General features: G+C 70.4%; 6 protein-coding genes. All 6 read right to left on the bottom strand.

Annotation, left to right across the window (positions count from 1 at the left end):
• Window positions 1–15: 15 nt before the first annotated feature.
• Window positions 16–1278 (bottom strand): kynureninase, encoded by a 1263-nt coding sequence (locus ACWGI2_RS31045; protein ID WP_453698944.1) that lies wholly within the window; start codon window positions 1276–1278, stop codon window positions 16–18.
• A gap of 74 nt (window positions 1279–1352) precedes the next feature.
• Complete coding sequence (locus ACWGI2_RS31050) at window positions 1353–2195, bottom strand: tryptophan 2,3-dioxygenase (RefSeq protein WP_453400446.1); 843 nt, start codon at window positions 2193–2195, stop codon at window positions 1353–1355.
• Entirely contained in the window at window positions 2192–3085 is an 894-nt protein-coding gene (locus ACWGI2_RS31055; RefSeq protein WP_453698946.1) for an alpha/beta hydrolase, read from the bottom strand. Before ACWGI2_RS31055 ends, ACWGI2_RS31050 begins: the two co-directional genes overlap by 4 nt.
• Before the next feature lie 4 nt (window positions 3086–3089).
• On the bottom strand, window positions 3090–3722 hold the full coding sequence (locus ACWGI2_RS31060; protein WP_453698948.1) for a DUF6875 domain-containing protein: 633 nt from the start codon (window positions 3720–3722) through the stop codon (window positions 3090–3092).
• A gap of 71 nt (window positions 3723–3793) precedes the next feature.
• Entirely contained in the window at window positions 3794–16513 is a 12720-nt protein-coding gene (locus tag ACWGI2_RS31065; RefSeq protein ID WP_453698949.1) for an amino acid adenylation domain-containing protein, read from the bottom strand.
• Window positions 16510–24336, bottom strand: a complete 7827-nt coding sequence (locus tag ACWGI2_RS31070) for an amino acid adenylation domain-containing protein (RefSeq protein ID WP_453698951.1) — start codon at window positions 24334–24336, stop codon at window positions 16510–16512. Before ACWGI2_RS31070 ends, ACWGI2_RS31065 begins: the two co-directional genes overlap by 4 nt.
• Between the last annotated feature and the right edge of the window lie 486 nt (window positions 24337–24822).

Here is a 24822-nt window from a genome sequence, read left to right on the forward strand (position 1 = left end):
GCGGGGAAGCGGAGGTCAGGTCACCCGGGCGAGGCCGACGGGCCGGGAGGCGTAGGCGCCATCGGCCACGACATCGCGGATACGGGCCAACGCGTCCCAGACGTCGGTGAACCGGGTGACCAGGGGGGACAGACCGATACGCAGCCGGTCCGGGACCCGGTAGTCGCAGACGACCTTCGCGTCCGCGGCCGACGCCTGGCAGATCCGCCAGGCATCGGGGTGGTACAGGGACAGATGCGAACCGCGCCGCTCCGGCGGGCGGGGCGAGGCGGGCCGGAAACCCAGCGGAGTGAGCCAGGCGTCCGCCAGATCGTCGGCCAGCCGGCCCAGCCGCAGCCCCTTGGCCCGGATCCGCGCCAGGCCGGCCTCCTCGACCAGGGTGAGGGCGGGATCGATCGCCGCCAGCGACACCAGCGGCGGGGTGCTCACCAAGAACCGCTCGATGCCCGGCACCGGGTCGTAGTCGGGCCCCATCTCGAACTGCCCGCACTGCCCGTACCAGCCCCACACCGGCTGCCGCAGCCGGGACTGCAGATCGCGGCGCACATAAAGGAAGGCGGGTGAACCCGGGCCGCCGTTGAGGTACTTGTACGTGCAGCCGACGGCGAGTTCCGCGCCGGTGCCGGCCAGGTCCACGGGGACGGCCCCGGCGGCGTGCGACACATCCCACACCACCCGCGCGCTGACCGCGTGGGCCAGGTCGTTCACCTGCGCCATGTCCAGCAGCGCGCCGCTTCGGTAGGACACCAGGGACAGCACCACCAGCGCGACGTCACCGTTCAGCGCCGAGCGCAGCGCGTCGAGGTCGAGGCCCCCGTCGAGGTCGGACGGCAGCCGCACCAGCCGCAGCCCACGCTGTTCGGCGAGGCCCTGGACGATGTACCGGTTGGTCGGGAAGTCCTCGGCGTCCATCAGGACAGTGCCGCGCCCCGGTGCCGCGTCCAGGGCGGCGGCCGCCAGCTTGTAGAGGTTGACCGACGTGGAGTCGGAGATCACCACCTCGCCGGGCGCGGCGCCGAGCACGTGCTCGGCCAGGCGGTCGCCGAGCCGGGCGCCCCAGTCGATCCAGCCCTGCCACGACCGCACCAGTCCGCCGCCCCAGCCCTCCTCGACCACCTCCCGCAGCACCTCCGGCGTGGCGGCGGGCAGCGGGCCCAGCGAGTTGCCGTCCAGGTAGATCAGCTCTGGATCGGCGATGACGAACCGCTCGCGGAACGCGGCGAGCGGATCGTCCGCGTCCAGTTCCTCGGCCACCGTGCGCGAGATCCCACTCCCCATCGGCCCTCCTTCTGTCTCGTATCGTCCGTGTCCGCGTGTCCCCGCCGTCCGCGGGGAGGCCGTGGGTGGCCCGGTCAGAGCGTGGAGCGCACCGACCACAATTCCGGGAAGAAACGGTGCTCACTGATCCGGGCGAGCCAGGCCACGCCCTCAGTGCCGCCGGTCCCGGGCTTGGCGCCCAGCATCCGCTGCACGGTCACCAGGTGGGTGTAGCGCCAGCGGGCGAACTGGTCGGCGGTGTCCATCAGCGCCTCGGCGAGCAGATGCAGGTCGCGATGGCGGACGGGGTCCTGGTAGACCGCCCGCCAGGCCTCCTCGACCTCCGCGCCGCCGCGGTACGGCTGGGTGACGTCCCGGTCCGGGGAGTCGTCGGGCGTGAGCAGCCCGCGGCGCGCCAGCAGCGCGAGCGCGGCGTCGTACAGGCTCGGTTCGTGCAGCTGGCCGATCACCGCCTCGTAGCCCGCCGTGTTCCGGTGCGGCGCGGCCATCGCGGGGTTCTTGTTGCCGAGCAGGAACTCCAGGCGCCGGTAGCCGGCCGACTGGAAGCCGGAGGCCGACCCCAGGACGTCCCGGAACTCGGCGAACTCCGCCGGGGACAGCACGGAGAACGTCTCCCACGACACCAGCAACACCTGCTGCACCCGCGCGGCGCGGCGCAGCGTCCACAGCGCGTCGTCGAGCAGGTCGTCGGCCAACTGGTCGCGCGCTGTGCTGAATTCGGTGTGCAGCAGCTTGAACAGCAGCTCCTTGACCTGGCTCATGATGATGAACCCTGGCTCGGTACGGGCCGAGCTGAGCGGATGCTGCAACGCCAGCAGCTCGTCCATCCGCGCGTAGTGGGCGTACGGGGTCGTGTCCGACGGGGATCCGACGGACAACGGGCACGCGGGGCTCGGGGTGGTCTGTTCGGTGGTCATGCGGTCGTTCCTTCCAGTCCCATCTGCGCCAGGACCGCGTCGCCCAGCTCGGTGTCCGGCACGCCCAGGTCGTAGGGGAGGTCGAAGTGGTCGCGCCGATCGGCGACGACGTCCGTCACCGCTGCCCAGGGGCGCAGCGCCGTCACCATCCGGTCGTGCTGGCGGACGTACTCCTCGGTCTCGTTGCCGCCGCGGGCGACCACCGTCGCGGGCAGCCGCGTCGGCAGTCGAAGGATCGGGCTGTTGCGCAGGGCCGCGGCCTCGTCCAGCCGCAGTGCGTCGTTGACGTAGGACAGGCGGACCGGCTCCAGGTCGTACATGCCGCTGAGCAGCACCGCCCCGGCGATCCGGCCGGACACGTCCGGGCCGGCCGGCGTATCCGGCAGCAGGGCCATGGCGGCCAGGTGCGCGCCGGCCGAGGTGCCGCACAGATGGAGGCGGTCCGGGGCGAACCCGAGCCCGTCCGCGTGCCGCAGCAGCCAGTCCACGGCCCGGCGCACCATGCCCGCCATGGTGTCCAGGCCGACGTCCGGCGCCAGCCCGTACTCGATCACCGCGACCGCCGCGCCGGCGGCCAGCAACGGCGGCACCCAGAACGCCGATTCGGCGCGGCCGAGTGCCTGCCAGTTCCCGCCGTGCACGAACACCAGCAGCGGCGCCCGCCCGGCCGCCGGTCCGGGGAAGTAGTCGAGCCTCTCCGCCGGGTGCGGCCCGTAGGCGAGAGAGGTCCGCACCGGGTGGTCCCGGCGGGCGGCCTCGCTCAGCCGCTCGTACTCGCGCAGGTAGGCGTCCAGGCTCGCCACGCGCGAACTCGGCGAGTACTGCCGGTCCAGCGTGGCCTGGTCCATGCCCCGGTACACGGCACCTCCGGCCGGCCGTGCGTCGCGCATGCGCTCAGCTCCCCGGCGCGTAGGCGGCACAGGCCCGCTCGTACACCTCGGTCAGCAACGGGTCGATGCCGTGCGAACCGCTGCGGTAGCGGGCTCCGAAGCGGCTCGCGTACTCCTCGAACCACTCCCGCCGGTCGGCCAGGAACAGCACGTCGTGGATCGCCATCGACCGCACCGCCATCATCGGCACCGGGGAGTGGCTCACCTCGAACGCCGGGTTGCGCGCGGCCTTCTCCTCGCACTTCTCGTGGAACTGGGCGATCATCAGCCCCCGCCGCACACTCTCCGGCTTCAGCGCGGTGTGCGCCGCGTCCAGCAGGTGCAGGTGCTCGGTCGGCAGGTCCGGCAGGACGAGCAGCAGCGAGCGCAGATTCGGGTTGCCGGACTTCCAGTCGACCTCGCTGAACTCGTCGAGGCCACAGCGGACGATCTCGTCGATCAGGGTCTGGCTCGGGGTGGGGCCGATCAGCCTGACGCGGATCTCCAGCGCGCCGGCACGCTGGGCGGGTTCGACGAACGGGCACACCGGGCCGGTGCGTCCGAGTTCGCCGTGCGGTCGGCGGATGTACTCGCTCAGCCATTCGTCCGCGGCGGCCAGGGCCTTGGCCACGTCGACGGAGAGCACGTCGGTCAGCATCAGTGTCAGTCCTCGGGTGTCGGTCCTCGCGGACAGCGGACGGCGGGTTCCTGGTCGGCAGCCCGCGAAAGTCACTCGTCGCCGGTGAGGTCGTGGAGCTTTGCCGAGAGGATGCGGCCGATCTCGGCCAGCGTGTCCGGGCGGGTCAGCATCGCCCCGTGGTCGCCGGGCACCACATGGGCCTCGACGGAGCCGCGCACGTACGGCTGCCAGGCCTCGGCGGTCACCGGCGGGTCCTGCTCCTCCGAGCAGGCGATCAGCAGCAGGTCCCCGTCGATCGGGCCGGGCCGGTAGTCGACCGTCAGATGGGTGTTGTTCGCCGAGATCTCGGTGATCGTCGTGAGCCGGTCCTCTTCCAGATTGGCCAGCACACTGCCCTGGCGGCGCAGGATCTCCCGCGCCTTGGCGAAGGTCATCTCCCCGTCGTCGTGGTGACTGCCGCCGTCGACCAGACCCACGTGATAGAGCAGCGTCACCCGGTCGTCCGGGGCGGGCACGTCGGCGTGGGTGAGGCCCTGCCAGTCGGGGATCACGTCGAGCACCGCGACCAGCGCCACCGGCTCGCCGCGCCGCTGGAACTCCGCGGCCAGCGCGTGCGCGCACAGCCCGCCGAACGACCAGCCGGCCAGGTGATACGGCCCGTGCGGCTGCACCCGCTGGATCTGGTCGGCGTAGTCCACCGCCATCTCCTCGATGCTGGCCGGCCGCGGTTCCGGCCGGGCCAGACTGCGCGCCTGGATGCCGTACAGCGGGTACTGCGGCTCCAGGTGCTTGATGAGCGCGCTGTACGACCAGCTGATGCCCCCGCCCGGATGGACACAGAACAGGGGCGGCCTGCTGCCCCCGGTACGCAGCGGCAGCATCACCTCGTACGAGCCGTCGGCGTCGTCGACGTCGAGCCGGGCCGCGATGCCCGCCGGTGTCGGCGCCTCGAACAGGCTCCGCACGCCCAGCTCGACACCGAAGGCCGCGCGCAGCCTGGCCATCAGCCGGGTGGCCAGCAGGGAGTGCCCGCCCAGGTCGAAGAAGTCCTCGCTCACACCGACCACCGGTCGGCCCAGGACCTCCGCGAACAGCTCGCACACCACCTGCTCCTGCGGGGTGGCCGGCGCCCGCCCGATGTCGGCACGCTCCGGTTCGAGCGCAGGAAGCGCGGCACGGTCGAGCTTGCCGTTGGAGGTGAGCGGCAGCCGGTCGAGCGGAACGATGGCGGCTGGGCGCATGTACTCGGGCAGCCGACGACGCAGGTGCTCCCGGGCGGCCATGAGCAGGGCGCCGGTGCTCCGACCGGTGGCCGGGCTGGTGGTCCAGGAGGAGAGCGGGGTGCCGGGGCCAGCCGCACCCGTGGGCGCGTAGGCACCGACGGGCACTCCCTCGCCAAGCAGTTCGCGCTTGACGTACGTGAGATCGAGGGCGGCCGGGTCGTGCCCGTTCCAGCTGACCGCCGTCCAGTAGCCGTACTTCTCGCCCAGACGGTGCAAGTCCTCCGGATCGACCCCGGCCGTGTCCCGGACGTCCGGTGCCGTCCCGGACTCGAGCACGCGCTGTGCGGCGAAGTCGGCCGCGATGCGCGCGTGGGGTACCCCGGTGACGCGCAGCCGGTCGGGCCGCGCGCTGCCCAGATGATCGGCAAGGGCACCCAGGTCACGGGTCCAGGGTCGGGTGGGGGCGTCGTCGAGGGGCCGGGTGGTGACGCCGGTCTTGTAGAGGGTGGCGTCGTAGCGGTAGCGGGTGAGTTCGTTGTGTGCGGTGCCGCGCTTGAGCTGGATGTCGGTGCCCGCCAGGTCGGGGACGTGGTGGGCGAGGGCGCTGAAGTACTCGGGGTCGACGAGGAGTTCCTTCTCCTGCACCAGGCTCTGCTCAACGGCACGGCGGATCGCGGCCGTGTCGCTCGGGTCCTCGGCACGCGCCGCCTGCACACCGCAGGCGAAGGTCCGCAGCAACCGCGGGTTACGCAAGTCACCGAGAAACAGGGCGCCACCGGGCGCGAGCAGATGGAAGGCCTGCTCGACGACCTGCGTCAGATATCCGCCGTTCGGGAAGTACTGGGCCACGGAGTTGAGCACGATCGTGTCGAAGTGGCCCTGCGGAAGGTCGCCGTGCTCGTGGGCGGCCTGCACCCGGAGCCTCACCCGCCGAGCCAGCTCGGGGTCACCGTCGACATGGCGCCGCAGCTCCTCCACGACGACCGGGGAGAAGTCCGTGCCCCAGTACTCCACGCACTCGGGCGCCAGTCCGGACAGCAGCAGACCCGTGCCGACACCGATCTCCAGGACACGGCCGGGCTTGAGCGCCCTGACCCGCTCGAGCGTGGCCGCACGCCACTCCCGCATCTCGGGCAGCGGGATCGGCTCGCCGTCGTAACTGCTGTTCCAGCCGGAGAAGTCCTCGCCCAGCGTCGAACCGGGCGCCGAGTACAGCGAGTCGTAGATATCCCGCCACTCGCCGATCTGGTCCCGCTCCTCCTCCTCCCCCGTCGGTCCGCCGGTGTCGGGGACGACGTAGGCGATCAGGCGGGTGCTGCCGGGCTGGTCGTGATGGGCGACCACGGCGGCCTGGGCGATCGCCGGATGATCCGTCAGGACGTTCTCGATCTCACCGGGTTCGATACGGAAGCCGCGGACCTTCACCTGCTGGTCGGCGCGGCCCATGTACTCCAGATCGCCGTCGGCGTTGGCACGCACGAGGTCACCGGTGCGATACATCCGGCCACCGGGCTCGGGACCGTAGGGGTCGGCGACGAACCGTTCGGCGGTCATGCCGGGCTTGTTCAGGTAGCCGCGGGCCAAACCGGCCCCGGCGATGTACAGCTCGCCCGTCACCTGCGGCGCGACCGGCCGCAGGTGTGCGTCGAGGACGTAGACACGGGTGTTGGCCATGGGACGGCCGATCGGCACCGTCGCGCTGCCGCTGTAGGGGCGCGGGACGGGGTGGTGGGTGGCGAACGTGGTCGTTTCCGTGGGGCCGTAGCCGTCCACGACCGTCAGCGCCGGGCAGGCCTCGTGCAGGCGCTGCACCGTGGCCCCGGAAACAGCCTCGCCGCCGCTCCACACTTCCCGTACAGCCGACAGAGCGTCCGCAGCGTGCTCGGTGATCACGTTCAGCAGGGAACTGGTCAGCCACAACGCGGTGACACGCTGAGAGATGATGGCGTGGTGCAGGGCGGGGACGTCCAAGTCCCCAGCCGGGGCCACGACAACGGTCCCGCCGCTCAACAACGGCACCCACAGCTCGTAAGTAGAGGCGTCGAACGCGGCCGGCGAGTGCAACAGGACGCATCGATGTGCCTGGCGGTCAAAACGCGGGTCCAGAGCCAGAGCGGCGACATTGCGATGCGTCACCACGATCCCCTTGGGCGCACCCGTCGAACCCGAGGTGTACATCACATACGCCGCATCCCCCGACCGCACACCCACCCCAGGCGCTTCGCGCTGCTCCTCTCCCCCAGGTGCGGAGTCGATGACGAACACGTCTGCCGTATCCGCCGGGAGTTGCGGCTGAGACGCGTCGCCCGTCACCACCAGCGTGGCGCCGGTGTCGGCCAGGACATGGCGGATGCGGTCGGCCGGATAGCGGGCGTCGAGGGGCACGTAGACGGCGCCGGCTTTCATCAGGCCAAGGACCGTGGTGACCGTCTCGATCGAACGCTCCACAAGAACACCGACCGCGTCACCGGGCCGCACTCCCCTGCCGATCACATCGTGCGCAAGACGATTGGCACGCGCGTCGAGCTGTGCGTACGTGAGCGCGGCGGCGCCGTCGGTGACCGCCGGAACATCAGGCGTCTCAGCCACCTGACGTGTGAACAGCTCCCCCAGGGAGGCATCCGGCACGGCATGCACCGTGTCGTTGAAGCCGACTACGGCACGCCCATGTTCGTCGGGGGTGAGGATGTCGATGTGGTTGAGGGGCTGGTCGGGGTGGGTGGTGGCGATGTCGAGGAAGTGCTGCCACCGCTCGAACAAGGCCTGGACGGTGGACGCGTCGTAGATGTCACTGGAGTACTCGATCGCACCGCTGATGCCCTGCGGCTCACCGTGGGCACCGCGCTGCTCCGCGAGGCTGAAGAACAGGTCGAACTTCGCCGTCCCGGTCCGTCCGGGAGCGACATCGATCGTCAGACCGGGAAGCCGGAAACTCGCCTCGGGCGCGTTCTGCAGGGCGAGCATGACCTGGAAGAGCGGATGATGCGACAAGGTACGGGCCGGGTTGATGAGCTCGACCAGATACTCGAAGGGAACGTCCTGGTGCGCGTAGGCAGCCAGACTCCGCTCCCGCACCCGAGAGATCAGCTCGGCAAAGCTCGGATCACCCGATGTGTCCGTGCGCAGAACCAGCGTATTGACGAAGAACCCGATCAACTCATCCAACGCCTGATCGGTGCGGCCGGCCACCGGACTGCCCACCGGAACATCCTCACCCGCCCCCAACCGGGTCAGCAGACCCGCGAGTCCCGCCTGCAACACCATGAACAAACTCGCACCCGACGCCCGCGCCACATCCGACAACCGCCGGTGCAGATCCGCATCAATATCAACCGTGACGTAATCACCCCGATACGTCATCACCGCCGGACGCGGACGGTCCGCAGGCAGCATCAGCTGATCCGGCAGACCCGCCAACGCCTCCGTCCAGTAAGCGATCTGCGTAGCGAACAGACTGTCCGGGTCGTCCTGGTCGCCGAGGAGTTCGTTCTGCCACAGCGTGTAGTCCGCATACTGCACCGGCAACGCAGACCACTCCGGAACCCGCCCCTCCACCCGCGCCGTATAAGCACGCGTCAGATCGGCGGCCAGCGGGCCCAGCGACCACCCGTCACCCGCGATGTGATGCACGACCAGCAGCAGTACGTACTCCTGCGCCGAGAGTTCGAAGAGGTCGGCGCGCAGCGGGGTTTCAGTCGCCAGGTCGAAGGCGTAGCGGGCGGCTGACTTCAGTCCGTCCGGCAGCTCCGTCTCGGTCGTGAGGTGGACGGCGAGGTGCGGGACGGCCGCCTCGGGTGACAGCACCTGCTGGCAGGGAACCCCCTCGGCCTCGGGGAACACCGTCCGCAGACTCTCGTGCCGGGCCACCACGTCACCGAGAGCGGCCCGCAGCGCGTCACGGTCCAACTCACCACTCAGCCTCAGAGCCAGTGGGATGTTGTAGGTGGCGCTCGGCCCCTCCATCTTGTGGATGAACCACAGCCGGCGCTGGGCGAAGGACAGCGGCATGACCTCGGGTCGCCGGCGGACGGTGAGGGCCAGGCGTCCGGGGGCGGCGGTGTCGAGGAGTGCCGCCACCGCGGCCGGCGTCGGGCCCTCGAACAGCGCACGCAGCTCCAGCTCCACGCCGAACGCGGCACGGATCTGGGCGATGAGACGGGTGGCCAGCAGCGAGTGCCCGCCCAGGTCGAAGAAGTCGTCGTCCACGCCGGCCCTCGGCAGCCCCAGCACCTGCGCGAACAGATCGCACACGATCTGCTCCTGCGGCGTGCGTGGCCCCCGCCCCGATCCGGCCGACGCGAACTCGGGCGCGGGCAGGGCCGCCCGGTCCAGCTTGCCGTTGGCGGTCAGGGGGAGCCGGTCGAGGGGAACGATGGCCGACGGGACCATGTAGTCGGGCAGATGGTCACGGGTGTGCTCACGGAGCTTGGTGACCAGGGCACCGGTGCCGCGGCGGGCGGCGGGGTCGGTCGCCCACGTGGACAGGGGTGCGGTGGAGGCGCTGGTGGGGAGCGCGGCGTAGGTGCCGACGGGGGCGCGGCCGGACAGCCGGCTCCGGTCGACGAAGACGATGTCCACAGCGTCGGTGTCCTGGGTGTTCCAGGTGACGCCGGTCCAGTAGCCGTGCTCGTCGCCCAGGGTGTGGAAGGCCTCGAGGCCGGTTGGTGAAGCGGTGGGGCGGTCGGGCAGGGGTGCGCCGTCTTCGAGGGCCCGCCGCACGGCGAGTTCGTGGACGAGGCGGGGGTTCGGGACGCCGGTCAGGCGAAGTTCCGCAGGCCGTTCGATAGCCAACTGCTGCCTCAGATCAGCGAGGTTGGCTTGGGCGTCGGCGTGAGCGAGCCAGGGTCGGGTGGGGGCGTCGTCGAGGGGCCGGGTGGTGATGCCGGTCTTATAGAGGGTGGCGTCGTAGCGGTAGCGGGTGAGTTCGTTGTGGGCGGTGCCGCGCTTGAGCTGGATGTCGGTGCCCGCCAGGTCGGGGACGTGGTGGGCGAGGGCGCTGAAGTACTCGGGGTCGACAAGGAGTTCCTTCTCCTGCACCAGGCTCTGCTCAACGGCACGGCGGATCGCGGCCGTGTCGCTCGGGTCCTCCGCACGCGCCGCCTGCACACCGCAGGCGAAGGTCCGCAGCAACCGCGGATTACGCAGATCACCCAGGAACAGGGCGCCACCTGGGGTAAGGGCGCGGAGCGCGTGGTGGACGACCTGTTCCAGGTAGCCGGCGTTCGGGAAGTACTGGGCCACGGAGTTGAGCACGATCGTGTCGAAGTGGCCCTGCGGAAGGTCGCCGAAGTCGTGAGCGGGCTGGGTGCGGAGGTGGACCCGGGTGGCCAGGACGGGATCGGCGTCGACGTGCCGCCGAAGCTCGTCGATGACGGTGTGGGAGAAGTCCGTACCCCAGTACTCCTCGCACTCGGGCGCCAGCCGGGCCAGGAGCAGGCCGGTGCCGACACCGATCTCAAGGACGCGGCGCGGCCGCAGGGACCGGATGCGGTCGACGGTCGTGTCACGCCATTCCCGCATCCCGGGCAGCGGGATCGGTCGGCCGTCGTAACTGCTGTTCCAGCTGGCGAAGTTCTCGCCGAAGGCCGTCTGCTCCGCAACGGTGTACACGGCGTCGTACAGGTTCTGCCACTCGCTGAGCTGGTCCTGTTCCACAGCCTCCTCGTGGTCGCGCGCCGAGGTGTCGGCGACGACGTAGGCGACGAGTCGGGTGTCACCCGGCTGGTCCTCGCGGACGACGACGGCTGCCTGCGCGATGTCCGTGTGGTCGGTGAGGACCTCCTCGATCTCGCCGGGCTCGATGCGGAAACCGCGGATCTTGACCTGGTGGTCGACGCGCCCGACGAACTCCAGCTCACCGTCCTGGTTCCACCGCACCAGGTCTCCGGTGCAGTACATACGAGCACCGGGCTCGGGAGCGTACGGGTCCGCCACGAACCGCTCGGCCGTCAAGCCGGGCTTGTTCAGGTAGCCGCGGGCCACACCGGATCCCGCGATGTACAGCTCCCCCACCACACCGGGCGCCACCAACTCCAGCCCCGAACCCAGCACATAGGTCCGCGTGTTGGCGATCGGCCGGCCGATCGGCGGTGCGCCCGCGCCGCCGGCCAGGTCTGCGGCGGTCGACCAGATGGTGGTCTCGGTGGGGCCGTACAGGTTGGTCAGGCCGTCGGTGAGCGTGCGCATCGACTCGGCGAGGGGGGTGGGCAGCGCCTCACCGCCGACCAGGATGCGCAGGCCCCGCAGCGCCTCCGGCTCGTGCGCCACCAAGAGCTGCCACAGCGAGGGGGTGCCCTGTACGACCGTGACGCCGTGCCGGGCGATCAGGTCGAGCACGGCGGACGGCTGGGGGACGGCCTCCTTGGGGGCGAGGACGACGGTGGCGCCCGACAGGAGCGGGTGGTACAGCTCCAGCGCGGCGATGTCGAACGCCACCGTGGTGACCGCGAGCAACCGCTCCCCCGTCCGGAGCGGGACCTTGCGCCGCATTGCTTGCAGGAAGTTGAGCAGCGGCGCGTGCGGTACGACCACGCCCTTGGGACGACCGGTCGAGCCGGACGTGTAGATCACGTACGCGGCGGCCTCGGGGGCCGGCGGCCCTGCCTGGCCGGTCTCGGCCGGGTCGGTGTCGGGGCAGGCGGCCAGCAGTGCGTGTACGTCCGGGGAGTCCAGCACCAGTCGTTCCGCCGAACCACCGCTCGGCATACGGGAGTCCGTCGACAGCGTGGTGAGCAACAGCGCGGGCCGTGCGTCCTCGAGTACGTAGGCGAGGCGGCCGGCCGGGTGGTCCGGGTCCAGCGGCAGGTACGCGGCGCCGCTCTTGAGCACGGCCAGCAGGGCGACCACCAGCTCGGCCGAACGCGGCAGAGCCAGCGCGACCATCTGGTCCGGACCCGCGCCCCGGCGCAGCAGGACGTGTGCGAGGCGGTTGGCGCGGCGGTCCAGCTCCGCGTACGTCAGGGAGGTGTCCCCGGCGATCAGGGCCACGGCGTCCGGGGTGGCGGCGGCCTGCTCAGCGAAGCGGACCGGCAGCAGCTTCTCGCCGATCTCGGTCTCGGTCTCCAGCCAGGTGCCGAGCAGCTGCCCGTGTTCGTCGGGGGTGAGGATGTCGATGTGGTTGAGGGGCTGGTCGGGGTGGGTGGTGGCGATGTCGAGGAAGTGCAGCCACCGCTCGAACAAGGCCTGGACGGTGGACGCGTCGTAGATGTCACTGGAGTACTCGACGGCACCGGTGATGCCCTGCGGTTCACCGTGGGCGCCGCGCTGCTCGGCGAGGCTGAAGAACAGGTCGAACTTCGCCGTCCCGGTCCGTCCGGGAGCGACGTCGATCGTCAGACCGGGAAGCCGGAAGCTCGCCTCGGGCGCGTTCTGCAGGGCGAGCATGACCTGGAAGAGCGGGTGGTGCGACAGGGTCCGGGTCGGATTGAGCAACTCGACCAGGTACTCGAAGGGGACGTCCTGGTGCGCGTAGGCGGCCAGACTCCGCTCCCGCACCCGCGTGATCAGCTCGGTGAAGCTCGGATCACCGGACGTGTCCGTGCGCAGAACCAGCGTATTGACGAAGAACCCGATCAGCTCATCCAGCGCCTGGTCAGTGCGGCCGGCCACCGGACTGCCCACCGGAACATCCTCACCCGCCCCCAACCGGCTCAGCAAAGCCGCGAGCCCCGCCTGCAACACCATGAACAAACTCGCACCCGACGCCCGCGCCACATCCGACAACCGCCGATGCAGATCCGCATCGATATCAACCGTGACGTAATCACCGCGATACGTCATCACCGCCGGACGCGGACGGTCCGCAGGCAGCATCAGCTGATCCGGCAGACCCGCCAACGCCTCGGTCCAGTAAGCGATCTGCGTAGCGAACAGGCTCTCCGGGTCGTCCTGGTCGCCAAGGAGTTCGTTCTGCCACAGCGTGTAGTCCGCATACTGCACCGGCAACGCAGACCACTCCGGCACCCGCCCCTCCACCCGCGCCGTATAAGCACGCGTCAGATCGGCGGCCAGCGGGCCCAGCGACCACCCGTCACCCGCGATGTGATGCAGGACCAGGACGAGGACGTGGCGGTCGGGGGCGAGGCGGAACAGCTCAGCACGCAGGGGGGTTTCGGTCGTCAGGTCGAAGGGGTGTCGGGCCGCGGACTTCAGGGCGTCCGGCAGCTCCGTCTCGGTGATGTCGGTGGCGGGCAGCTCCACGCTCACGCTGTCGAGGACGTGCTGGTAGGAGGTGCCGTCGGCGTCGGGGAACACCGTCCGCAGACTCTCGTGCCGGGCCACCACGTCGCCGAGGGCGGCACGCAGCGCGTCACCGTCCAACTCACCACTCAGCCTCAGAGTCAGTGGGATGTTGTAGGTGGCGCTCGGCCCCTCCATCTTGTGCAGGAACCACAGCCGCCGCTGGGCGAACGACAGGGGCACTGCGTCGGGCAGTTGCTGCTTGGTCAAGGCGAGCCGTGCGGGCCCGGCGGTGTCGAGCCGGGCCGCGACCGCGCCCGCCGTCCGTGCCTCGAAGAGCGTGCGCAGGCCGATCTCGACGCTGAAGGCGGCCCGGATGCGGGCGATCAGACGGGTGGCCAGCAGCGAGTGACCGCCGAGTTCGAAGAAGTCGTCGTCCACGCCGACCCGGGGCACCCCCAGCACCTGCGCGAACAGATCGCAGACGATCTGCTCCTGCGGTGTGCGTGCCTCCCGTCCGGATCCGGTCGGCGTGAAGTCCGGCGCGGGCAGGGCGGCCCGGTCCAGCTTGCCGTTGGCCGTCAACGGCAGGCTGTCCAGGAGTGCGACGGCCGAGGGCACCATGTGTTCGGGCAGCCGCTCGCGCACGAACTCCCTTGCTTCCTCGGGCCGCAGGGTCTCCCGCGCCACGACGTAGGCCACCAGCCGGGTCCTGCCGGGCTGTTCTTCGCGGGCGACTACAGCGGCCTGGGTGATGTGGGGGTGCTCGGTGAGGACGTTCTCGATCTCGCCGGGCTCGATGCGGAAGCCGCGGATCTTGAGCTGGTGGTCGGCGCGGCCGACGAACTCCAGCTCGCCGTCCTGGTTCCACCGCACCAGGTCTCCGGTGCGGTACATACGAGCACCGGGCTCGGGAGCGTACGGGTCCGCCACGAACCGCTCGGCCGTCATACCGGGCCTGCCCAAGTAGCCGCGGGCCACACCGGATCCCGCGATGTACAGCTCCCCCACCACACCGGGCGCCACCAACTCCAGCCCCGAACCCAGCACGTAGGCCCGGGTGTTGGCGATGGGACCGCCGATCGGCGCGGTGAGGGGCCAGCTGTCGGGGTCGTCGCTCAGGGTGTGGGCCGTGACCACGTGGGTTTCAGTGGGGCCGTAGTGGTTGTGCAGCACGCGCTCTGGTGCCGAGGTGTGGAACTCGCGGACGACGCGGCTCAACGTCAGGGCCTCACCGGCCTGCGCGATGGTCCGCAGCCGGGGCAGCGCGCGTCCCTGCTCGACGGCGGCCTCGGCGACGGCCTCCAGCACGAGGTTGGGCGCGAACAGTTCCTCCACTCCGTGCTCGTCCAGCCACTCGACGAACCGGGCCGCGTCCCGCCGGACGTCCTCGTCCGGGATCGCCAGGGTCTTGCCGTACATCAGGGCCGACAGCATCTCCTGCGCGGAGACGTCGAAGCTGATGGCCGTGAACTGCGCGGTCCTCGTGCCGGGTTCACCGCCGACCGCCTCGTGGTGCCACTCCAGCAGGTTCACCAGCGCACCCGCGGGCATGACGACGCCTTTGGGTCGGCCGGTGGAGCCGGAGGTGTAGATGACGTACGCGGGATGATCGGGCGCGAGTGCGGTGACCGGGTTGTCCGCGGACCGATCCGTCACGTCCAGCGTGTCCAACAGCAACACAGGCGCCCCGCTCGCCGTCCCCACCGAGGCACAGTGCCCGCTCGTCGTCAGCACAAGAGCCGGCCGGGCATCGGTAACCATGTGAGCCACACGAGCAGCCGGATAAGCCGGATCAAGAGGGAGGTAAGCCGCACCCGCCTTCAACACCGCCAGAACGGCCACCACCAGATCCGCACTCCGAGGCAGAGCCAGAGCCACCACGTCCTCCGGACCCACACCACGACCCACCAACTCATGAGCCAACCGGTTCGCCCGCTCATTCAACTCCCCGTACGACAGCGAGGACCCCTCCCACACCACCGCCACCGCACCCGGCGCCGCCGCCACCCGCGCCTCGAACAACTCCGGCAACGTCACCCGCGACGGCACAACAACCCCAGGCACCGCCAGCACAGCCGCCCGCTCCTCCACACACAGCAGATCGATCCGCCCGATCGGCCGGGAGGGATCCGTGACGACGAGGTCGAGCACCTGGATCAGCCGGTCGACGAACCGGGTGGCCGTCGCCCGGTCGAACAGGTCGTCGCGGTAGTCCAGGCGGAGGTACAGACGGCGGCCAGGGGCGGCGATCAGGGTCAGTGGATAGTGCGTCGCGTCCCGCCCGCGGCCCAGGTCAGGGGTGATCCGCAGCCCGGTCTCCGGCCGCTCGCCGGGTTCGTCCCACGGGTAGTTCTCGAAGACCAGAGAGGTGTCGAAGAGGTCGCCAAGCCCCGTCAGTTGCTGGATGCGGGCGAGCCCGAGGTGGTGGTGCCCGGTGAGCCGCGACTGCGCCCTCTGCACCTGTTGAACGGTGGTCAGCAGTGACTGCGCCGGGTCCAGGGACACCCGCACCGGCACCATGTTGATGAGCAGACCCACCATGCTCTCGACGCCGGGCAGTTGAGGGTCGCGCCCTGCCACGACGGCCCCGAACACGACGTCGTCGTGGCCGGTGCGCCGGCTCAGCACCAGCCCCCAGGCGGCCTGGAGCACCGTGTTCAGGGTCACCCCGTGCCGGCGCGCCCAGTCGGCCAGCGCTGCCGTGCGGTCCTCGCCCAGCTCCACCGTGATCCGCTCCGGCATCAGTCCGGGGCGGCCCGGATCCACCGGGGTGAGCAGCGTCGGCTGTTCGAGTCCGCCGAGCGCCTCCCGCCATGCGGCCTCCGCCGCCGGCTGGTCCTGCTGTGTGAGCCACCCCAGGTACTGCCGGTAGGGGGCCACTCGGGGCAGCACGGTGGCGTCGCCCTGGCTGTCGTACAGCGTGGTCAGCTCGCGCACGAGCAGTGGCGTCGACCAGCCGTCGAGCAGGATGTGGTGGGTGGTCATGATGAGGCGGTGGCGTGTGGCGGCCAGGCGCACCAGGGAGAAGCGCAGCAGGGGCGGCTCGGCCAGGTCGAACCGGCGGGCGTGCTCCTTTGCGGCGAGCCGGGCCAGCTCCGCCTCCGCGTCGGCATCGGCAAGGGGCGACAGGTCGAACTCGTCCCAGGGAACGTCGACCTGACGTGGTATCAGCTGTACGGTCCGGCCCGAGTCCACCTGCCGGAAACCGGCGCGCAGGTTCGGGTGCCGTTGGACAAGCGCGAGCACGGCGGCCCGCAGCCGCGCCGCGTCGAGAGCGCCCTCGATGGCGAAGACGTGCTGCACCGCGTAGACGTCCGCGCCGACCTGCTCGTAGCGGGAGTGGAACAGCAGCCCCTCCTGCATCGGGGAGAGCGGGAGGATGTCTTCAAGGCCCGACGACGTCATTTCTGCACCCTCCACGCTGCTTCGAGCTGCTCGATGTCGTACTGGCTGAGTTCGGTCAGGGGGAAGTCCGAGGGGCTGTGGCCGCCGGTGCCGGAGCGCTCGCCGTGCCGGACCAGTCCGCGGATCGCTCGGAACCAGTGGTCGGCCAGGGCTCGGACGTGCCGTTCGCGCCAGAGATCCGGCGCCCAGGTCCAGACGGCCTCCAGTTCCGGCCCGCCCGGGGCGTCGCGGACCATGCTGTTCACCTCGAGCCCGTGCGCCAGCGCGGTCGCCGGGTCGGCGCCGCTCAGCAGGCCCGTCTCGGCGGCCACGGTCCATTCCGGCCGGCCGGGGACCACCGGGGCGCCCGCCGAGGGGAACCGGCCGAGGTAGTTGAATCCGAGTTGCGGTACGGCGAGCCCGGCCAGCTCCGGCCCGGTCTCGGGATTGAGGTGCCGCAGCAGGCCGTAGCCGACGCCCCGGTCGGGCAGGGAGCGGACCTGTTCCTTGACCCGTTTCAGGGCCTGTCCGAGCGACGGCCCGCCGTCGACGACCTCGTCCCACGCCAGGGGGCCGGGGTCGACGCGGACGGGATACAGCGAGGTGAACCACCCCACGGTGCGCGAGAGGTCCGCGCCCTCGACGATCTCCTCGCGCCCGTGTCCCTCCACGTCCACGAGGAGAGCCGTGTGTCGCCCGCGTGCGTGGGTCCGGCGCCAGTGGGCGACCGCCAGGGCGAGCGCGGCGAGCAGGACGTCGTCGACCTTCGCGTGGAAGGCCGTGGGCACCGTCGTCAGGAGCAGGGTGGTGACCTCGGGTGGCAGGGAGAGCGTGAGCTCACGGGCCCGGCCCACGGTGTCCCGCGTGGCATCGAGCCGGCCAGTGGTCAGCGGTGGGTCAGCCGCGGTGAGCAGTTCGGTCCACAGCGCCGCCTCGGCGGTGCGGGCCGGCTGCCGGGCCTCGACCTCGAGGAGACTCGCCCAGCGGCGCAGGGAAGTGCCCACCGGGTCCAGCCGTGGGGGACGACCGCCCCTGACGGCCTCGCAGGCGGCGATGAGATCGGGAAGCAGGATCCGCCAGGACACCCCGTCGACGACGAGATGGTTGACGACGATCAGCAGCCTGCCCCGTTCGGCCGGGCCGGCATCGAACCAGACCACCTGAACCAGCAGACCACGCTCGGCCGACAGGCGGGCGGACGCCGCCTCCGCCTGTGCGCGGACCAGCGTCGCGTCGACGGCGGCGCCGGCGGTCTCGACACGGTCCACCAGATCCGCGGCCGACACGGACCCCGCCGGACCCACCTCGAGCGACCACGCCCCGTTGTCCTGACCGCTCGGTGTCCGGGCCAACCGCAGCGCGTCGTGGTGGTCCACGAGTGCCTGCACGGCCGCGACGAGGTGGTCCTGGCGCAGCTCGGCCGGCACCTCCAGCAGGATCGCCTGGTGGAACGCGTCGATGTCGCCGCCCCGCGCCTCGAACCAACGCATGATCGGGGTCGGTTCCATCCCTCCCACGCCGGAGTCGTCCGTGTCGGGTGCCGACACGGCCAGTTCCTCGGCGACCTCGGCAAGCCCGGCCACGGTCCGCTGCTCGAAGACGTCCCGGACCGCGAGTCCGACACCCGCCGAGCGAGCGAGGCTGACCAGCCGGATCGAGACGATGCTGTCCCCGCCAAGCGCGAAGAAGTCGTCGTCGGGCCCGACCTCGTCCACGCCCAGGGCCTGCGCGACCAGCGTCCCCATCAGTCGCTCGCGCTCGGTCCGCGGTTCACGGCGCGGCACATCCGCCCGCGCGCCCTGATCGGGTTCGGGCAGCGCGGCCCGGTCGAGCTTGCCGTTGGCCGTCAACGGCAGCCGGTCCAGGGTGACGTACGTGGACGGCGCCATGTACTCGGGCAGCCGCTGCCGCACGAACTCACGTAAGTCTGCCGGTGTTTCGCCGGTGTCGGGGACGACGTAGGCGATCAGGCGGGTGCTGCCGGGCTGGTCGTGGTGGGCGACCACGGCGGCCTGGGCGATCGCCGGATGATCCGTCAGGACGCTCTCGATCTCACCGGGTTCGATACGGAAGCCGCGGACCTTCACCTGCTGGTCGGCCCGGCCCATGTACTCCAGATCACCGTCGGCGTTGGCACGCACGAGGTCACCGGTGCGATACATCCGGCCACCGGGCTCGGGACCGTAGGGGTCGGCGACGAACCGTTCGGCGGTCATGCCGGGCTTGTTCAGGTAGCCGCGGGCGAGGCCTGCCCCGGCGATGTACAGCTCGCCCGTCACCTGCGGCGCGACCGGCCGCAGGTGTGCGTCGAGGACGTAGACGCGGGTGTTGGCCATGGGACGGCCGATCGGCACCGTCGCACTGCCGCTGTAGGGGCGCGGGACGGGGTGGTGGGTGGCGAACGTGGTGGTCTCCGTGGGGCCGTAGCCGTCCACGACCGTCAGCGCCGGGCAGGCCTCGTGCAGGCGCTGCACCGTGGCCCCGGAAACAGCCTCGCCGCCGCTCCACACTTCCCGTACAGCCGACAGAGCGTCCGCAGCGTGCTCGGTGATCACGTTCAGCAGGGAACTGGTCAGCCACAACGCGGTGACACCCTGGGTGGTAATGGTGTGGTGCAGGGTCGGGGCATCGAGATTTCCCGCCGGTGCCACGACGACAGTCCCGCCGCTCAGCAACGGCACCCACAGCTCGTAGGTGGAGGCGTCGAACGCGGCCGGCGAGTGCAGCAGGACGCGTCGATGCGCCGAGCGGTCAAAACGCGGGTCCCGAGCCAGAGCAGCGACATTGCCGTGCGTCACCACGATCCCCTTGGGCGCACCCGTCGAACCCGAGGTGTACATCACATACGCCGCATCCCCCGACCGCACGCCCACCCCGGGATCACCGGGGTCGGACGTGAAGGCCCGAGAAGACGAAATGTGGAGCAACTCCACGGCCTCGGCACCTGATTCCGGAACCGACCGTTCGTCGGTGATCAGAAGGCGCGCGCTGGTGTCGGCCAGGACATGGCGGATGCGGTCGGCCGGATAGCGGGCGTCGAGGGGCACGTAGACGGCGCCGGCTTTCATCAGGCCAAGGACCGTGGTGACCGTCTCGATCGAACGCTCCACAAGAACACCGACCGCGTCACCGGGCCGCACTCCCCTGCCGATCACCTCGTGCGCGAGATGGTTGGCACGCGCGTCGAGCTGTGCGTACGTGAGCGTGGCGGCGCCGTCGGTGACCGCCGGAGCATCAGGCGTCTCAGCCACCTGACGTGTGAACAGCTCACCCAGAGAGGCATCCGGCACGGCATGCACCGTGTCGTTGAAGCCGACTACGGCACGCCCGTGTTCGTCAGGAGTGAGGATGTCGATGTCGGCCAGCGGACGGGCGGGATCGGTCACGGCCGCGTCCAGCAGCCGTAACCAACGGTCGAACAGGGCCTGGACGGTGGGTGCGTCGTAGATGTCACTGGAGTACTCGACGGCACCGGTGATCCCCTGCGGTTCGCCGCCCTCCCCGCGCCGCTCGGCGAGGCTGAAGAACAGGTCGAACTTCGCCGTACCCGTCCTGCCTAACTCGACCCTGGCTTGCAGCCCCGGAAGGTCGAGCTCGGTCTCGGGCGCGTTCTGCAGGGCGAGCATGACCTGGAAGAGCGGATGATGCGACAGGGTCCGGGTCGGGTTGATGAGCTCGACCAGGTACTCGAAGGGGACGTCCTGGTGCGCGTAGGCAGCCAGACTCCGCTCCCGCACCCGAGAGATCAGCTCGGCGAAGCTCGGATCACCGGACGTGTCCGTGCGCAGAACCAGCGTATTGACGAAGAACCCGATCAGCTCATCCAGCGCCTGGTCAGTGCGGCCGGCCACCGGACTGCCCACCGGAACATCCTCACCCGCCCCCAACCGGCTCAGCAAAGCCGCGAGCCCCGCCTGCAACACCATGAACAAACTCGCACCCGACGCCCGCGCCACATCCGACAACCGCCGATGCAGATCCGCATCGATGTCAACCGTGACGTAATCACCGCGATACGTCATCACCGCGGGACGCGGACGGTCCGCAGGCAGCGTCAGCTGATCCGGCAGGCCCGCCAACGCCTCGGTCCAGTAAGCGATCTGCGTAGCGAACAGGCTCTCCGGGTCGTCCTGGTCGCCAAGGAGTTCGTTCTGCCACAGCGTGTAGTCCGCATACTGCACCGGCAACGCAGACCACTCCGGCACCCGCCCCTCCACCCGCGCCGTATAAGCACGCGTCAGATCGGCGGCCAGCGGGCCCAGCGACCACCCATCACCCGCGATGTGATGCACGACCAGCAGCAGCGCGTGTCGGTGTTCGGACACCGTGAACAACTCGGCGCGGAGGGGGATTTCGGCTGCCAGGTCAAAGGCGTGCCGGGCCGCCGACTTCAGGGCGTCCGGCAGCTCCGCCTCGGTGATGTCGGTGGCGGGCAACTCCACGCTCACACTGTCGAGGACGTGCTGGTAAGAGGTGCCGTCGCCCTCGGGGAACACCGTCCGCAGACTCTCGTGCCGGGCCACCACGTCACCGAGAGCGGCCCGCAGCGCGTCACCGTCCAACGTGCCGGTCAGCCGTACGACGAGGGGGATGTTGTAGGTGGCGCTCGGCCCCTCCATCTTGTGCAGGAACCACAGCCGCCGCTGGGCGGACGAGAGGGGCAGGGCCGGCTGGCGTTCCCGCGCCGTCAGGGGCGGCCGAGCGGGTCCCGCGGTGTCGAGGAATGCCGCCACCGCGGCCGGCGTCGGCCCGTCGAACAGCGCACGCAGTTCCAGCTCGACCCCGAACGCGGCGCGGATCTGGGCGATGAGACGGGTGGCCAGCAGCGAGTGGCCGCCGAGTTCGAAGAAGTCGTCGTCCACGCCGGCCCGCGGCAGCCCCAGCACCTGCGCGAACAGATCGCAGACGATCTGCTCCTGCGGCGTGCGCGCCTCCCGCCCCGACCTTGGCACGGTGAAGTCCGGCTCCGGGAGCGCCGCCTTGTCCAGCTTGCCGTTGGCTGTCAGCGGCAAGCTGTCCAGTACGACGACGGCGGCCGGCAGCATGTAGTCGGGCAGCCGGTCCCGCGTGAACTCCCGTACGTCCTCGGTGCGGAGGGCTCCCCGTGTCACCACGTAAGCGATGAGGCGGGCATCGCCGGACTGCTCCTCGCGGACCATCACCGCGGCCTCGGCGATGTCGGGGTGGTTGGTCAGCACGTTCTCGATCTCGCCGGGTTCGATGCGGAAGCCGCGGATCTTGACCTGGTGGTCGGCGCGGCCGACGAACTCCAGCTCGCCGTCCTGGTTCCACCGCACCAGGTCACCGGTGCGGTACATCCGCGTGCCCGGCTCAGACGCGTACGGATCCGCCACGAACCGCTCGGCCGTCAGGCCGGGCCTGTTCAGATAGCCGCGGGCCACACCGGCCCCCGCGACGTGCAGCTCCCCCACCACCCCGGGCGCCACCAACTCCAGCCCCGGACCGAGCACATACGTCCGCAGGTCGGGGATACCGACGCCGATGACGCTGGCCGCCGCGGCGGTTGCTCGCTCCTGGGACAGCGGCTGGTACGTCACGTGGACCGTGGTCTCGGTGATGCCGTACATGTTGATCAGGGTCGGCGTGTCGTCGGGGTGGCGCAGGTACCAGTCGGCGAGACGGGACGGTTGGAGTGCCTCGCCGCCGAACACCACGGTGCGCAGGGCTAGTCCGCGGCTCGGCGGTGAGGAGTCGGCGTCGGCCTGCGCCAACTGATAGAAGGCCGACGGTGTCTGGTTGAGGACGGTGACGCCGTGATCGGCCAGCAGGTCAAGGAAGGCGCCGGGCGTCCTGCTGACCTCGTAGGGCACCACGACCAGCCGGCCGCCGTGCAGCAGTGCTCCCCACAGCTCCCAGACGGAGAAGTCGAAGGCGTACGAGTGGAACAGCGTCCACACGTCGTCGGGGCCGAAGCCGAACCATTTCCGGGTGGCATCGAAGAGCCGCACCACGTTGCGGTGGGCGACGACGACGCCTTTGGGTCGGCCGGTGGAGCCGGAGGTGTAGATGACGTACGCGGGATGATCGGGCGCGAGTGCGGTGACCGGGTTGTCCGCGGACCGATCCGTCACGTCCAGCGTGTCCAACAGCAACACAGGCGCCCCGCTCGCCGTCCCCACCGAGGCACAGTGCCCGCTCGTCGTCAGCACAAGAGCCGGCCGGGCATCGGTAACCATGTGAGCCACACGAGCAGCCGGATAAGCCGGATCAAGAGGGAGGTAAGCCGCACCCGCCTTCAACACCGCCAGAACGGCCACCACCAGGTCCGCACTCCGAGGCAGAGCCAGAGCCACCACGTCCTCCGGACCCACACCACGACCCACCAACTCATGAGCCAACCGGTTCGCCCGCTCATTCAACTCCCCGTACGACAGCGAGGACCCCTCCCACACCACCGCCACCGCACCCGGCGCCGCCGCCACCCGCGCCTCGAACAACTCCGGCAACGTCACCCGCGACGGCACAACAACCCCAGGCACCGCCAGCACAGCCGCCCGCTCCTCCACACACAGCAGATCGATCCGCCCGATCGGCCGGGAGGGATCCGTAGCCGTGACCGCTCGCAGGGCCGTGCGCAAACGCCGGTGGTGAATGGCCAGTTCGTCGTGCGTGCACAGTTCGGGGTGGGCGTTAACGTCGACGGCCGGCCCGGCGCCGTCCCGTCGGTCCCACACGGCGAGGGTGAGGTCGCCCACCAGGCCCGAGGTGAGGTTGTGCGCGGTGGTCGGCAGTCCGGCGAACGTGATCGCGTAGTCGAAGGACATGACGTTGACGACCGGTGCGTACCACGTCCCCATGCGGCCGGGCAGTGCGAGGTCGCGCTGGATGTCCTCGGCTCGGTACCGCTGGTGGCCGCCCAGTTCGCGCACGCGCTTGCCGATCTGGGTGAGGAGTTCGCCGAGTGTCAGCTCCGGTCGTAGCGTGAGCCGGAGTGGTAGGACGTTGGCGGCCGTGCCGGGTGTGCGGCGCTCCACCTGGGTGAGGCGCGCCGTCACCGGCAAGCCCAGGACGACGGTGGCCGTGCCGGTCGTCCGGTGGACGTGGAGGGCCGCGGCGGCGATGACCAGGTGCGACCAGGGGGCGCGGGCCCGGCGGGCCGCGTCGCGCAGTGCCGTGTGTTCCGCCGGCTCCAATGCGGTGGTGTGCCGGAGATAGCGCTCCGGCGTGGTCGACGGCCTGCCGACGATTCCTGCCGGCTGCGGGTGGTCAGCGAAGCGTTCCGTCCAGTATGCCCTGTCCTGGGCGAACTGCTCCGAAGCCTGGTATGCCTGTTCGGTCGTGATCAGGTCGGACAGCGTGCCGAATGGGTTCGCTCCCACCGGGCCGCCTCGGGCAAGTGCGGTGTAGACGTCGGCGACCCGGCGTGTGATCAGCAAAGACCCGAAGGCGTCCATCACGGCATGGTGGTAGCCCTGGTACCACCAGAAGCGGTCGGCGCTCAGCTTCAGGAGCGCGTACTCGAACAGCCGGTCCTCGGTCAGGTTCATGGGCCGGGCGACCGCGGTGTCCATCCAGTCGCGGGCGGCCTGTTCGGGGTCCGGCTCCGCGCTCAGGTCGATGACCGCGAGCGGCCAGCCAGCAGGCTCCTGGAGGGCTTGCCGGACCTCGTCACCTTCCTCGACGAAGCGGACGTGCAGCGCCTCCGCCTCGGCGACGACGAGTCTCAGGGCTTGCGCGAAAAGCTCCGGGTCCACGCCTCCGTGGACCTCCAGGTACTCCCCCACCCGGAAGACTCGATTCCCTCTCCCCAGCCGCTGCTCGGCGATCCATATTTCGCGTTGCGCAGCCGTTATGGGCAGCGTGGTGCCGACACTGACGGACAAGTCTCCACCTCCGAGAATTCCCCCGCGCGGACGGCCGGAGAGGCAGGAATGAAAAACTCACAATGTCCTGGAAAACGCGTCGTCAATTTCGATCGCGCAGAAGTGAAACGGCGAACCCCGTTGTCGGAGCGACGTGGATCGCCGTATGTGTACAGGAGCCGGACGTAACCGACCGGAAAACTCGACAGAGGGAAACCTAACCCTGGGAGATCCGGAGGGTCAAGGAGATCAATCGGCTATGCCACGTGCATGTCCGGGCCGTGTCCCGCTGGCGGGACACGCGGGACAACCCGGCGGGACCCCCGAGCACGCCCGGCATCGGCCGCGGTGCCCGCCGATGCGGTCTGGCGGCCAACTGCCCCTGGATCGGCTGGTGAAGGCCCGCCGCCCGTGCTTGCTGCGGGGCGTGACCGATGCTCGCCACACGCCGGACGGAGTCCTTTCCCGCAGGCGGCGCCCTGCCGGTGCGGCGACCGGCGCCGGACC

It is taken from the genome of Streptomyces sp. NPDC054866, from assembly GCF_053610745.1.